This window comes from Metabacillus sp. RB-C-LZQ-3-1 (assembly GCF_058315175.1).
Window position 1 is genome coordinate 1 of sequence record NZ_JBZFLI010000020.1, and the last position, 14489, is coordinate 14489.

The 14489-nt window shown below is 37.6% G+C and carries 12 protein-coding genes; 10 read left to right on the forward strand and 2 right to left on the reverse strand.

Annotation, left to right across the window (positions count from 1 at the left end; genetic code table 11):
* The first annotated feature begins 37 nt into the window (after window positions 1-37).
* From AC4GZ8_RS22025 to AC4GZ8_RS22050, 6 genes are all read left to right on the forward strand, one after another.
* On the forward strand, window positions 38-505 hold the full coding sequence (locus AC4GZ8_RS22025; RefSeq protein ID WP_491084058.1) for a DUF600 domain-containing protein: 468 nt from the start codon (window positions 38-40) through the stop codon (window positions 503-505).
* 147 nt (window positions 506-652) lie between these two features.
* Window positions 653-2455, forward strand: coding sequence for a sigma-54-dependent Fis family transcriptional regulator (locus AC4GZ8_RS22030; RefSeq protein ID WP_491084059.1), 1803 nt, complete (start codon window positions 653-655; stop codon window positions 2453-2455).
* Window positions 2456-2653: 198 nt separating this feature from the next.
* Complete coding sequence (gene lpdA, locus AC4GZ8_RS22035) at window positions 2654-4009, forward strand: dihydrolipoyl dehydrogenase (protein WP_491084119.1); 1356 nt, start codon at window positions 2654-2656, stop codon at window positions 4007-4009.
* An 18-nt stretch (window positions 4010-4027) separates the two neighbouring features.
* Window positions 4028-4984, forward strand: a complete 957-nt coding sequence (locus AC4GZ8_RS22040; RefSeq protein WP_491084060.1) for a thiamine pyrophosphate-dependent dehydrogenase E1 component subunit alpha — start codon at window positions 4028-4030, stop codon at window positions 4982-4984.
* Window positions 4985-5008: 24 nt separating this feature from the next.
* The gene (locus AC4GZ8_RS22045) at window positions 5009-6046 is read left to right on the forward strand and encodes an alpha-ketoacid dehydrogenase subunit beta (RefSeq protein ID WP_175639249.1); all 1038 of its coding nucleotides are present in this window, start codon (window positions 5009-5011) and stop codon (window positions 6044-6046) included.
* A gap of 14 nt (window positions 6047-6060) precedes the next feature.
* Window positions 6061-7302, forward strand: a complete 1242-nt coding sequence (locus AC4GZ8_RS22050) for a dihydrolipoamide acetyltransferase family protein (protein WP_491084061.1) — start codon at window positions 6061-6063, stop codon at window positions 7300-7302.
* Between the two features lie 380 nt (window positions 7303-7682).
* On the opposite strand, the gene AC4GZ8_RS22055 is transcribed toward AC4GZ8_RS22050, so the two are convergent.
* The gene (locus AC4GZ8_RS22055) at window positions 7683-8882 is read right to left on the reverse strand and encodes an MFS transporter (RefSeq protein WP_491084062.1); all 1200 of its coding nucleotides are present in this window, start codon (window positions 8880-8882) and stop codon (window positions 7683-7685) included.
* 87 nt (window positions 8883-8969) lie between these two features.
* On the opposite strand from AC4GZ8_RS22055, the gene yeiL reads away from it, so the two are divergent.
* Window positions 8970-9644: a transcriptional regulator YeiL gene (yeiL, locus tag AC4GZ8_RS22060; protein ID WP_491084063.1), complete on the forward strand. Its 675-nt coding sequence runs from the start codon at window positions 8970-8972 to the stop codon at window positions 9642-9644.
* A gap of 178 nt (window positions 9645-9822) precedes the next feature.
* Here the strand turns inward: yeiL and AC4GZ8_RS22065 are convergent, their stop codons facing one another.
* Window positions 9823-10695, reverse strand: a complete 873-nt coding sequence (locus tag AC4GZ8_RS22065; protein WP_491084064.1) for an AraC family transcriptional regulator — start codon at window positions 10693-10695, stop codon at window positions 9823-9825.
* A gap of 553 nt (window positions 10696-11248) precedes the next feature.
* Here AC4GZ8_RS22065 and AC4GZ8_RS22070 point away from each other — a divergent pair.
* Genes AC4GZ8_RS22070 through AC4GZ8_RS22080 form a run of 3 tightly spaced genes read left to right on the forward strand, consistent with a single transcriptional unit; the run spans window position 11249 to window position 14480 of the window.
* The gene (locus AC4GZ8_RS22070; RefSeq protein WP_491084065.1) at window positions 11249-12181 is read left to right on the forward strand and encodes a carbohydrate ABC transporter permease; all 933 of its coding nucleotides are present in this window, start codon (window positions 11249-11251) and stop codon (window positions 12179-12181) included.
* 16 nt (window positions 12182-12197) lie between these two features.
* Complete coding sequence (locus AC4GZ8_RS22075; RefSeq protein WP_491084066.1) at window positions 12198-13052, forward strand: carbohydrate ABC transporter permease; 855 nt, start codon at window positions 12198-12200, stop codon at window positions 13050-13052.
* A 57-nt stretch (window positions 13053-13109) separates the two neighbouring features.
* Window positions 13110-14480: an extracellular solute-binding protein gene (locus AC4GZ8_RS22080; protein WP_491084067.1), complete on the forward strand. Its 1371-nt coding sequence runs from the start codon at window positions 13110-13112 to the stop codon at window positions 14478-14480.
* Window positions 14481-14489 lie beyond the last annotated feature (9 nt).

A 14489-nucleotide genomic window follows, 5' to 3' on the forward strand; every position in this document is an offset into this window, starting at 1 on the left:
CATAGGTTTATTAGTTTGCAGAACCAGGAGTGATTATGTGAAGATATTTGAGGATTATTTTTCAGAATTAGAAACTGATATGGTGGCTATTTGTTTAGAGTATGTAGATAATAAAGCGGAAGAAATCTTTATTTATTGTTCATATGAACCCAATATGTATGTTTTTGATTTTTTCTATAGAATTAATGGAGAGATTGTCCATAAACATCAACTAAATGAGGCTTCGATAGAATTGAAAAGTCAACATAATCCAATTTACGATGTTTCGAGAGAAAGACAGAAGGCTGCACTAAGAATTGGTAATCAAAATTTAAAGCTTATTCATGAAAAATGTAAAGAGTTTAATAAAGAAATGCCTACAGAAATGAAATTACATTATAATGTAAAACAAAACAGTTTAAAAGGGAAATATAGATATGATTTAGTTTATTCGAATAATGATGAACTGTTACCTGATGATATTTTTGATCTTTGGTTTGAAGAAATGAAAAAATCTAATTCTTAAATATATACCTTGATTGGCTAAATGCCTTTCAAGGATTTTTAGTAATTTACATTGTTTTACTATAAAAGATAAAAGTTGGCTACTTCGATAATTGAACCAAACCCGCGACAATTATATAATGAAAGGGGATACAAAGGAGGGGTGTACATGAGTTTGGAGATTCGGCAAACGTGGGAGAAGTACATACATGAAAATAAACTGGATCCGACTAATATTGATAAGATCATTCTTGATTCTTGGAAGCTAAGTAAAAAGTTTAATGTAAACCCGAATAAAGGAATTGGCAACCGAATTCTTACGGCAAGTGATTTTAAAACGAGATTAAGAGAAAATGAGACGTTGATTTCATTGGCTAAAAGAAGTTTGGACCGCTTTAGTATGCTGTTTAAAAATATAGAGTTTATCCTCGTCCTAACGGATGCTGACGGGTATATTTTATGGCAATCAGGCCATGAGGGATTGAAGGAAATTGCGAGAGATATTGGGTTTTGGCAAGGTTCCCAGTGGACGGAGTCTGTTGTTGGTACGAATGCAATTGGAGTGGCATTGCGAACAAAAGAGGCCAATATCATCCATGGGTACGAGCATTTTGCTAAAGCCTCTCAAAGGTGGAGCTGTGTGTCTTCACCGATATTTGGAGTTGATGAGCAAGTGAAAGGGGTAGTAGACTTATCGATGCCTGCCCATTATCCAAAGGAAATTGATTTTCTCGTAAGGGTTCAGCTGATTGCAGACTATATCTCTGAAGCATTACAAAGAAAGGCATATGAAGAGCAAAAGTATATGTTGCAATATTACTCTAGTAGAAAACAACCTGGTATTTTGTGCGACTCCTCAATGACGATTCTACATTTATCCTCTGAACTAATAGACGAGCCTGATTTATATATAGGAAAAAAACTCCATGATATAACAAAGAATGAGTGGGTTATAGGAAAGCAGGAACCAATTTTGAAAGAAGGTGCCTGTATCGGCTACTTTGTACATGGCTTGAAACAAAGAGTAGCAGATCAAACGTTTGAATTTCCATATGTAGCTGGGCGAAGTAAAACATTTCATGAATTATTAGAAGAAGTAAAAATCGTGGCTCCTACTTCAGCACCTATCCATTTGTTTGGTGAAACTGGGACAGGGAAAGAAGTGTTGGCAAAAACGATCCATGCTAACAGTCCGTTTTCGAAAGGGAAACTCGTTAGTGTTAATTGTGGTTCCATACCGGAGAATTTGATGGAAAGTGAATTGTTCGGTTACGAAAAGGGTGCTTTTACAGGTGCAAACGCTAATGGCTATCAAGGAAAAATTGAGCAAGCCAATCATGGAACCTTGTTTCTCGATGAAATTGAAGATATGCCGGTTTCAATGCAGTCTGACCTGTTGCGCGTTCTTCAAGAAAAGAAGCTGACTCGAATAGGTGGTACCCAAGAAATCCAACTGAATTTTAGACTCATCACAGCAAGCAATCAAGATTTAAAATCCCTGGTCATGAATGGGAAATTTCGAGAAGATTTGTTTTATCGTGTTTATGTTTGTCCACTTCATATTCCACCTTTAAGAGAGCGGAAAGAGGATATCCGGGAGTTCATAAAGTCATTTGAAGCCACGAACAATTGGTATCCTGTATGGGAAAAAGAGTTAATTGAAGTAGCAGAACAGAACCAATGGAATGGAAATATACGTGAATTGAATAACTTTTTGGAAAGGTGTCATGTGTACTACAGAGAAAGGACACCAACTAGGGAACAGTTAGTGCAGCTGATTCATAAAGGCGGGTTATTTACACCGCTTCAAGAGACTAGCAGCAAAAACATCAATTTTAAGGAACAGCTAGAAAAAGAAAATATTATGAATGCCTTAATTCAAAACAATGGCAATATCCCTTTAACCGCCAAACAACTCTCCATGTCAAAAAGCACTCTTTATCGTAAAATCAATAAATATAAGTTGAATTAAAATGATCCAAAATGCGACGATTTGAAACGATTGTCGCATTTTTTATTTTTCCTTTTATAAAATCCCCTTTAGAAGTGGGTGTTGAAATTGGCACGATAATTGCAAGTATAGTTAATGAGATCATCAATAAACAGTTATTGATGTCTTCAATCCAAAACATATTGTAAAAGTCGTATTTTAAGTGATAGGAGGGAAGGAATCTTGCAGCACTTTGATTTAATTGTCATTGGCGCCGGACCAGGCGGGTATGTCGCAGCAATCAGAGCAGCACAAAAAGGGAAGAAAGTTGCGATCATCGAAAAATCGTCTTTAGGTGGCACATGTTTAAATGTTGGCTGTATTCCATCTAAGACATTTTTGCAGCACAGTGAATGGATTGCCAACATAAAAAAAGCGAATCGTTATGGCATATCAGCTGAAGTACAACATATTGACTATGAAAGACTTGTTGGACGCAAAGATAAAGTAGTCGGGACATTGGTTCATGGCATCGAATATTTGTTGCAAAAAAACAATATCACCTTGATTAAAGGGGAAGCAACTGTATTAGAAAGCTTGGTTGTTGTGGTAAATAATCAACAGTTCAAGGGAAGAGATATCATCCTTGCTACTGGAAGCAGACCTTTTGTTCCACCGATCAAGGGGCTAGACCAAGTCTCGTACCATACGACAGATAGCTTTTTTAATCTGAAAGAACAACCTAAAGATCTAATCATTATTGGCGGCGGCGTAATTGGAATTGAATTAGCGTTTGCGATGGCTCCTCTTGGCACAAAGGTGACTGTAGTTGAAGTAGCAGATGACATACTTTTAACAGAAGATGCCGATGCTCGTGAACAAATAAAAAAGAAAATGGACCAACTTGAAATCGCTTACTATACAAAGGCTAACATTCTTGAAGTAACACCTGATGATGTAGATTTAGAAGATCAAAAGATTCCTTATACAACTCTGCTTGTGGCAGCAGGTAGAAGAGCCAATATCGAAATTGCTCATAACTTACATTTAGAATTAGATGATAACAAGAAATTTATAAAAGTAAATCGCAACTATTTAACGAGTAAAAATCATGTATATGCAATCGGTGATGTCATAGGAGGATATCAGCTTGCACATGCGGCAAGTCAAGAAGGATTAGCAGCTGTCTCAGCCATTCTCCATGAACAACATCCAACATTACATCAAGATGAAATTCCTAGATGTGTGTACACACACCCTGAAATTGCTTCCTTTGGCCTTAATGAGGAGCAGGCGAAGGCAAAAGGATATGATGTAATCACGAAGAAAATGTCTTTCCATTCAAATGGTAGAGCAATCGCAATGGATGAAACTGACGGCTTTGTCAAAATCATTTCCGAAAAGAATGATCATGAAATTTTGGGGGCCGTTGTGGTAGGGGCAAATGCAAGCGAGTTACTGAATCAAATACTAGCTGTGAAGCATTCAGAAGGCAGAATTGAGGAACTGAGCACCCTTATTTATGGACACCCAAACCTGTCTGAAACGATTGGAGAAACAACTGAAAGTATGTTGTTTAAAGCCATTCACGAATAAAAAAGAGGAGGAAATACGATGAAAAAGCAGGATGCAATATGGATCTACCAAAAAATGAATGAAATTCGTCAATTTGAAGACAAAGTCCACGATATATTTGCGAGAGGTGAAATACCTGGATTTGTGCACTTATATGCCGGTGAGGAAGCTGTTGCAACAGGTTTTTGTGCACATTTAAGTGACAGCGATTACATTACAAGTACACATCGAGGACATGGACATTGTATTGCCAAGGGCTGCGATCTAGATGGAATGATGGCAGAAATTTATGGGAAAGAAACCGGACTTTGTAAAGGGAAAGGCGGTTCCATGCATATTGCTGATATTGATAAAGGCATGCTCGGTGCAAATGGAATGGTTGGCGGAGGGATTCCGCTCGCTGTAGGAGCAGGACTTAGGAATAAGTATTTAAAAACTGATTCTGTCGTTGTTTGCTTCTTCGGAGATGGAGCGGCCAATGAGGGAACATTCCACGAAGGACTTAATTTAGCGTCCATTTGGAAACTGCCTGTTATCTTCGTTTGTGAAAATAATTTGTTTGCAGAAGCCACACCACAATCCTATGCTTCAGGTTCAAAAACAATTGCTGAACGAAGCGCAGCGTATAACATGCCTGGAGTTAGAGTGGATGGAAAAGACTTGTTTGAAGTTTATGAGGAAGCGGAAAAAGCGATAAAACGTGCCAGAAACGGGGAAGGACCTACGTTAATTGAATGTGTCACATATCGTAACTATGGTCATTTTGAGGGAGATGAACAAAAATATAAAGCTTTGGATGGAGCAGAAAAAGAGCTTGCTGAAAAAGATTGTATTACCCTTTTCCGCAAGCAGGCGATTGAACGAAATCTCATGACAGAGATCGAAGCAGATGAAATTGAAAAAGTATCGGAAGAAAAGATCATTGAAGCGATAAAATTTGCAGAGAAAAGTCCGGAGCCAAGACCAGAATCTTTATATGAAGATGTATTTGCTTAATAAATACAAAGGGAGTGTTGGGAAATGGAAAGAAAAATCACAATGATGCAAGCAATTAATGAGGCGTTAGATATCTCAATGGCTCAAGATGAACGAGTGATCCTGCTTGGAGAAGATATAGCAGGTGGTGCGACCGTTGAGCACTTAAATGAAACAGGAGCTTGGGGAGGTGTATTCGGCTTAACGAAAGGGCTCGTAGAAAAGTACGGAACAGAACGCGTAATCGATACACCAATTTCTGAAATGGGTTATATGGGCGCAGCAGTAGGGGCTGCAGCAACAGGCTTAAGACCTGTCCCGGAATTAATGTTTAATGACTTTCTGGGGTTCTGCTTTGACACTATCCTTGGACAAGGTTCGAAAATGCGTTATATGTTTGGGGGCAAAGCTACGATTCCAATGACAGTCCGAACAAATCATGGTGCTGGTGCTTCAGCTGCAGCACAGCATTCAGGGTGTTATTACGGGATTCTTGGTTCTATTCCAGGAGTCAAAGTTGTTGTTCCTTCCAATCCATACGATGCAAAAGGATTGCTTCTTGCTTCTATTGAGGATGATAACATCGTTGTATTCTCAGAAGATAAAACCATATATGGTCTCAAAGGTGAAGTGCCTGAAGGACATTATACGGTTGAAATTGGAAAAGCAAAAGTGAAAAGAGAAGGTACGGACTTAACGATCGTTTCAATCGGAAAAATGTTATATGTAGCAGAGGAGGTAGCAGATCGTTTAGCAGAGCAAGGTGTCTCAGTCGAAGTCATTGATTTGTTAACAGTGGCACCATGGGATCAAGAGACTGTAATCAATTCTGTTAAGAAGACCAACCGATTAATTGTCATTGATGAATCGAATCCACACAATAATACAGCTACTGATATTGCAAGTGTTGTTTCAGATAAAGCGTTTGATTATTTAGATGCCCCAGTTAAATGTGTATGTGCACCGAACACACCTGTGCCATTTGCAAAAAATCTTGAGGATCTGTACATTCCAAATGCAGATAAGGTGTTAAAAGTAGCGGATGAACTGATCTTTGATTTAAAAAAGACAATCTTAGTCTAAGGTGGTGATTAATTATGGCAACAGATGTTTTAATGCCTAAGTTAGGGTTAACGATGACGAGTGGAAATGTGGATGAATGGTACAAAAAAGAAGGCGAACCTGTTAAAAAGGGAGAGCCGATCTGCACGATTAGTTCTGAAAAATTAACGATGGATGTAGAAGCACCAGCAGATGGGGTGTTAGTAAAAGTCATTGCCCATCAGGGGGCTGAAGTACCAGTTAAAGAAGTAATTGGCATTGTGGCTCAAGAAGGTGAAACAACCCAATCTCAACCTGTCGAACAAGCCCCGGAAGCCAAATTACAAAGAAAAGAAAAGGAACAGAAGAATCTGATTCCGGCCGAAAAACCAATCGAATCGCACACTGGACGTATTTTTGCAAGTCCACTTGCTAGGAAATTAGCAATAGAGAAGAATATTAATCTTGCTTTGGTTAAAGGTACAGGTGGAAATAATCGGATTACTAGAAGAGATATAGAGGCTTACGAAATTTCTTCTTCTAAGGAAGTAGCCCCTGCGGTGGAAATCCATTCTTTCCCGGTCAACCCAGCTGACCGAAATCTTGGTACTGGACTCACGGGAATGCGTAAGGTTATTGCCAAAAGAATGAGAAATAGTTTAGCTCAATCGGCCCAATTAACGATCCATCGAAAAGCTGATTTAACTGCATTTATGATGTTTAAAGAGAATATAAAAAATCATCTTACCGAAACAGAAATCGCTGGTAGTCTTAGTTTAACTGTTTGTGTTGCCAAAGCAACGATTCTAGCATTAAGAGAATATCCTGATATGAATAGCTGGTATGAACCGGATACAAATGGCTTCCAAACCTTTGAAGAAGTTCATCTTGGAATGGCAACGGCCATATCTGATGGCCTGATGGTACCCGTTATTCGGAATGCTCACCAAATGAGCTTAAAGGAGTTAAGCGGAAACATCACAAAGACTACACAAGCTGCACGAGAAGGAAGCCTTGCAAACGATCTAGTAACCGGGTCAACATTTACCATTACGAATCTAGGCCATAGCGGTGTCGAATACTTTACTCCAATTTTAAATTCTCCTGAATCTGGTATTTTAGGAGTAGGAAGTCTTCAAGACAAACTTACCTTGGATAAAGAAGGCCAAGTGGTTCAGAGCAAAGAACTCCCATTAAGCTTAACATTTGACCATCAAATCATTGATGGAGCACCAGCCGCTGAATTTCTGGCAAGAGTTATCTATTATTTAGAAAACCCATATTCGCTTATTTTATAGGATAATGAGCTATCTTTTTCTAAAGGAAAGTGACTGGAAATAGGTAAGAAAAAAAGTACAAACAAAAAGCCGTTTTCTTAAAGGGAACGGCTTTTAGTAGTCAGGACACAGCTAAGTAAGAAGTGAGAAAAATCAGTAGAAAAGGATAATACAAGGTTTACTCCATCGCGCGAAATTTGACGGATTTTGTAAAATAGTCGATAAATGACAATAATCGAAGATAAATTTGCTCAAATCGAAGATAAAATGAAATTATCGTTGATAAATCCTTATAATCGAAGATAACGGAAAAATTCTTCGCCTAAAGTTGTAGAAAAATAGCCCTTTATACATCATAAAAAGACTAGAACAATCATGTTCTAGCCCTTTTTATGATCTTCCTAATGATCAATCATCGTTTCGTTACGAACTAAAGAAACATTAGCATCCCTTTTCCGATCTAAATTCCGATAAAGAAGGGCAAATAGCATGGATGGGATTGTACATAAAATCATCCCGATAAAAGCATATCTTGGCTCAATTTCGTATAAATAACCACCCAAAATCGTAAATACTGCCGTGCTCCAGCTGAGTGCCAGTGCAGAATATATGCCTTGCGCTTTAGGAATCTGTGATTGTGGAATATGTTTGATTAAGTATTTCATAAAGGCATAATGTCCCATTGCAAATGAGCAGGCATGTAATGTTTGGGCGATACTAAAGACAATGACATTTGGAAAAGCAAAAATGAGAATCCAACGTACCGTTGAACCTAGTGCAGCCAATGCTAATAAGGAACCAACAGAAAATTTCTGAAAGTGTTTGTCTGCAATTAAGAAGAATATGATTTCAGCGATCACGGCAATATTGATAATGACGCCGATTAAATATTTTGGTGCATGAATTTCTTGTAAATAAATGTAGCCATAGTTGTAATAAGAGGCGTGTGCTGCTTGCAGTAAAATGACAATGGTCAACACTAAACCAAAATGCTTGACTCGAAATAATTCCAGCATACCGCCTTTTTTTGTTCGATCTTTTTGCGGTTTTTCAGATAAAAGCACCGGTGCACGTAAACAAATTAGAAAAATGAACACCGATATACCTAGTAGCAGTGCCCATAAAATGGCTTGATCTCCAAATGCCCCCGTTAAGACCGTTAAGATCGTACCAGCCACTACGAATCCGATGGACCCCCATGAACGGCTTTTTCCGTAATGCTTTAATTGTTTCCTTTGAACTAGATATCCAGCCGCACTGTCTAAAGCAGGCATCAAGGTTGGATAAAATATATGGAGTAAAAGCGTTACAACAAGTAAGCTCGTAAAGGAATTAGCTGGAATATAGCATAGAATGGCTATAAGTGTACCGATCCCCATTCCATTTAATAGGGTCTTGCTGCTAAATTTTCCTGATAAATAAGGAAATGCAAATAATGTAGAAAGCCCTCTTACTACTAAACCCAGACTCATAATGAAGCTAGCTTGTGAGACTGTAATTCCCTTTTCAATAATCATCCATCCCGTCCAGTAAGGAAGAAAAATGCCCCAAGTCATATAAAAACTAAAAAAACGTTTACTCATCCAGCTGTGTGTATTCATTTTGTTTCCCTCCATCGTTTACATGATTGTATGATATCATGGAGATACGAACTATAATATGAGAAATCTCATATTTTGAGGTGAAGGATGAAAATTTATAAACAAGAGCAAAGACAACACTATTTGGAGAAATATTCTATTAGACATTTATTTTCTTTTCCTATAGAAGAGTTTGTACAAGTCCGTGAATATAAACGCGGTGAATGGATGATTCAAGAAGGAAAGAGACCTGATTTTTTATTTTATGTCATAGAAGGTAAAGCGAAAATTTATGTAACACATCAAAATGGGAAAGTTTCCTTACTTAATTTTATCAATGAGAATGATTACATCGGGGAAATGGAATTATTACACGAAGTCTACTATACAAAGGGGATTCAAACCTCAACGAAGACGATTTGCTTTGCGATTCCTTTTCACCACTGCCGTTCACAAATGCTGGAAGATGCAACATTCTTACGTGAATTAACCAAGTTCCTAAGTTCCAAAGCAACAAAAATGGCTGCAAAGTACTCACAAAGCCTTGCATTCCCGCTAGAAAACAGATTAGCAGATTTTATTTTGCAAACGGCCGATGAAGAGATTTATAAAGAAAAGCACGTTACGGTTTGTGATTTTTTAGGCGTATCCTATCGCCATCTATTGCATGTCCTTTCACAATTTTGCGAAAAAGGCTACTTACAAAAGGAAGGCCGGCACTATCGTATACAGCAGCGCAAGCAGCTAGAAGAGCTTGCTGAGAAGCTTAGAACTTTAGAATGAGATATAGATTGGCAATCTATTGAAATAAATCCGCTTTAGGATTAAAAATTCAGCGCTGACGGCCCTTAATGTAAATGCCGATTTAATCTCTATAATGAATACGTCAATAGCCTTAGGGTTTTTTATTCAAAAGAAAACCCCAGGCTAGAACAATGGTTCTAAAAAACCAAATCTAGTACTATTTTTGATTCATCTGATGAGAAAGTCTATATTGGTGTGGAGTAGTTCCCACCATCTTTTTAAATAATTGGATAAAATATGATACACTCCCGAAGCCCACGCTTTCTCCAATTAATTCTATCGGTTTATTGGTCATCTGTAGTAATTGGCAAGCTTCCTTGATTCTTCGAATCGTAAGATATTCTGTTAAGCTGCTCCCCGTTTCACGTTTGAATACTCTTGAGACATAAGCCTTTGATAAATGAAGCTCATCCGATAATTGTCCCAAGTCAAAGTGCTCCATATAATTCTCTTCGATCCATTGCATGATCCTTTCTGAATAGTAAAGCGAACGAAAGTTTTTATTAGCTGCTGTATCTAGCTCAACATTGTGAATATTTGAACGAATACAAGATAGCAATTGCATGAGAAAAAGCTGACTATCCTCTTCCCAGTGGCTTGTTTGTAACGATTTATTAAAGATCTCACATGTTTCGTATATGTATTGATAGGCATCTTCTAAATCAAATGCTTGAGGCTCATTTACACCATTTTGTAATTGCTTTAAAAGGGCACTAAGCCCAGGGAATAAGTGCGAAGTGTTCTTCCCAAGTGACAGTGGATCAAAGTGCAGGATACTGCGCTCATAAGGAGTTTGGGGGGATACCTCAACATTTACCTTATGCAATTGGAAGGGTTGAAAAAAGAAAAGCATCCCCTTTTTAATTTCATAAGTCTGCTGGTTCACAATGACTCGTCCTTGACCACGATAAACAAATAATAATTCACAGCCTTGATGCCAGTGATAAAAACCTTGAAAATTCCTTTCATGAACCCTTCGATAAATCCAATGAAACGGCTTTAGATCAATTTGTTCAAATAAATGATTCATGATCTCCCCTCCGAATAAATTGTCAAATTATATATAGTGAAAACTTCAATTATTTAATAGCCTAAAACTGCAAACATAGGTCACTTGAAATCTAAGGCTTGATGGGTTTACAAGACTTACATTAAATCCAGAAAGAAGGGACAAGTTGTTACCTCACTATATGACCAATTGCACTAATATATCAATTTTTTAGTGACCATTTATAAGGGAGCCCTAGAACAATAGAGCGATATTTTTGGTTATTATACAACAACTTTTAGGACATTACCCAAGTTATAATTTATTAACAAATAGGAATTAAGAAGGGAGTATGGTAAGGGGTTGATAAGAATAAAGCTAAATAGTTGATTATCAAATAAAATGAAACATAGAGAAGAGGTGAATGGATGTTCACTACTCATGATTGAAAAAATTATTGAATCGATCCTAAAGATTGCGAATCCTGTCCCACCTACAATAATACAAGATGAACCAACTAGAATCATTACTAGACTAAAATTGTAAGCGTTGTCAAACCTTGATGAGGTTAGTCTTTTCAAGAAAGGAGAAATATATGGCTAAACACCACTTGGAGATTCATGCAAATACAGATAATAGCACTGGGTTGAAGTTTGTTAAATCAAAGAAGAGAAGGCCACAATTGACTTGGTATATTTTCCTGATTCCAAGTTTTCTAGGAATATTACTTTTTATGGTATATCCTATCTTCGAATCTTTAAGGTTAAGTTTTTATCAATCAAATGGGACAATAGAACATTTTATTGGTCTTGACAACTTTAAGACGGTTTTGACATCAGGTCCGTTTTGGAATTCTGTTTGGAACACCTTCTATATTGGGATTTTTCAAATCATAATCACGATACCATTAGGGTTTATTTTTGCATCATTAATAAACTCAACACCGAGAGGGCAGAACTTTTTTAAGGTAATTTACTTTTTGCCAAACGTAACATCAATTGTTGCCGCAGCAATGATCTTTGCTTTTGTCCTGCATCCCGAAATGGGGATTGTAAACTATGCACTAGACACATTAGGCTTACCAACACCAAAGTGGTTAGCAGATCCGTCAACCTCTAAATGGGCAGTCATTTTGTTAGCTGTCTGGCATTGGATTGGTTTTGTTATTATTATTTGCCTGGCGAATTTGCAAGCAATATCAACTGAGATGTACGAAGCAGCGAAAATAGATGGAGCTAGTGGTTTTCAGCAATGGCTGTATATTACCGTTCCTAATATGGCAGGAACATTTGCTTTCTTATTGATCACCGGGTGGATTGGAGCACTGCAACGATTTAATGAGGTTTATGTTTTAGGCGGACCGAATGGAAGTCCTGCGAGATCGATTCAAACAATGGGAGCGTTTATATATGAACGAGGTTTCACCGGGTTTGAATTTGGGGTAGCTTCAGCTGCGACATACATCATGTTTATGATTATTCTTGCCTTTACGTTTCTTAATTTAAAAATTTCAAATATGAAGCTATAAAAAAGGGGGGAAATAGATGAATAGCACGATGTCTTATAAGAAGGCTGAAAAAATAAAGTTGTTCTGTAAATTTATCATTCTATTATTTTTTGGTTTACTCCTAATGGCTCCATTCGCCTGGATGGTGAGTGTGGGGTTCGATCGTACGGCAAATATAACGATGCCATTTCCGCCACGATTAATTCCTGAAGAACCAACAGGTTTCAACTTTGGTATTGTTTTTGAAAACGGAAAACTAATACAGTCCTATATGAATTCAGCAATTGTCACCATTACTTCAGTTGTCATCACTGTATCTTCTTCTCTTTTAGCAGGATACGCATTCTCAAAGGGGAAGTTCAAAGGGAAAAAACTCTTGTTTGTAATTGTCCTTTGTACATTAATGATCCCATTGGAACCGCGGTTAATTCCACTATATAAGCTTTTTAACAGTGTAGATTTACTAAATACGTTTTGGCCATTAATATTACCATCTATTATTAATGGAATGCTTATTTTTCTTTGTAAACAGTTTTTTGACCAATTACCAGACACATTAAGAGAAGCAGCTCAAATTGATGGGGCTGGGGAATTTAAGATTTTCTTTAGAGTTTACTTTCCTCTTTCCGGCCCAATTGCCGCTACGATGGTGATCTTAGCATTTATCTGGAGTTGGAATGACTTTCTTTGGCCATTGGTTGTTTTAACGAATCAAGATTTACACACTGTACCGCTTTATTTAGCTAGTTTTTCCTTAGAGAATGGAACGAATTTAGGTGGACTTACAATGGCATTAGCAACCGTAAGTGTTCTGCCAATTATTATTCTGTATCTGTTTTTACAAAGATACATTATACAAAGTATCGCCTTAAGTGGGGTGAAAGGGGAGTAAGCTTTAATTTTGGGGAGAGTTTTCTATATATTTTATATATAATCAGGAGGTAAGATCATGTTGAAAATGTTACTGAAAAAAGGTTCATCTTTAACACTTGCACTTATGCTTTTATTAATTACAGCTCTGGCTGGTTGTAGCTCAGATTCTAGCTCTAGTAATGCAGGAAAAGCAGATGGGGAATGGGCAGGTCAAAAAATAAAAGTTCAACTGATTGGCGACTTTTCCATGGAGGATTCAACAGATCCAATTACGGGTGTAAAAACAACTGGATTACAAGTCTTAAAAGAAGAGTTTGAAAAACAACACCCTGGTGCAACGGTTGAATTTATCCTTATGCCTTGGGAAGGGTATACAGAAAAAACACAGGCTATGTTAACTTCTGGTGAAGCAGATGTTTACCAAATGCCTGGTATCGCAGACTTTGCACCACAAGGTTTATTAGAACCATTGCAACCATTTATTGATAAGGATAGCGAGTTTAGTGCAGATATTTTTATTGATCAACAACTTGATGGGTGGAAAGCGTTAGGTCCTGATAGTGATAAATTGGAGATTTTTGGTTTACCATTTTTCGGAGATGCACGCTTTATTACGTATGATAAAAAGTTATTTGATGACTGGGGGGTAGAATATCTTTCTGAAAACCCAACGATGGAAGAAATTAGTGAAAAAGCTGCAAAGATGACAGGTAAAAACCCTGTAACAGGTGAACAAAACTATGGGATTTGGTTCCGAGGAGATTGGTCTTCCGCATTTACCCTGCTTAACGCGGCTGAAGGTCTAGGTGGGAAATGGGGATCAGGTTTTGCATGGGATGAAGTGAAGTTTGAGTTTAATTCACCCGAAATGCTTAAAGGTCTAGAGTGGTTGCTTGAGATGCAGAAATTAGCACCTGAGGGCATTGTAAGTAACCAAGGCAATGAGAAGTGGATGACAAAAGACAACAATATTGCCATTATGTTAAACACTGGTCCTGGAGAGTTAGTGAAGCAAATAGAGGCACAAGGGTTAGAGGACCGTATTGCCATTGCCCAAGAATTTAAGAATGAAGAAGGAAAAGGCGGAATGTTTGCCGGTAGTCCAATCACAATTGCCAAGTCCAGTGAAAACAAAGAATTGGCATGGGAATGGCTTAAGTTTGCAACAAGTGATTTTGCCCAGCAATATTTTTATGAAACAGGTGCAGCATTTCCATCTGTCAAATCGGCACTTGAATGGGAAAGTGTAAAAAATCATGAAGACATATTAGGACCGGTTTTTAAAGCAATGAGTACACCTTATACACCTAGATATCATTGGGCAGCGGCACAACCTCGTTTTATCTTAACTTCAGAGATTGAGGCTGCATTAACAGGAAAACGAAGTGCTAAAGAAGCGTTGGATAAAGCTCAAAAAGAAAGTACAGAATGGTTAAAAACCAGATAAACCTTTTTA